1 protein-coding gene is annotated in these 217 nt (G+C 69.6%); it reads right to left on the bottom strand.

Features of this window, described 5'->3' with window-relative positions; genetic code table 11:
• The coding region (locus RRF55_RS28985) for a hypothetical protein (protein WP_439419446.1) at positions 1 to 217 on the bottom strand (217 nt) is incomplete at both ends.

Raw genomic sequence — 217 nt, 5'->3', positions numbered from 1 at the left:
GCAGGTCCTCGATATCCAGCGACAGCGGCGGCACCTTGGCCGGGTTGGTGTCATTGGCACTGGCCTGGACCCGTGCAGGCAACGCCACGTCCGGCGGCAGCAGGATCGGGGCGCCATCACTGGGCGCCTTGACCGGCGTGGGCAGCGATTGCCAGTGGACGCGGCTGAGCTTGCCGACGATGGTGCCGCCATCGGCATTGGGCACGCTCAGGCTGCC

This window comes from Klebsiella sp. K47 (assembly GCF_051858335.1).
GTDB classification, from domain to species: Bacteria; Pseudomonadota; Gammaproteobacteria; order Enterobacterales; family Enterobacteriaceae; genus Klebsiella; species Klebsiella pneumoniae.
This window is presented reverse-complemented; position numbering and strand designations above follow the sequence as displayed.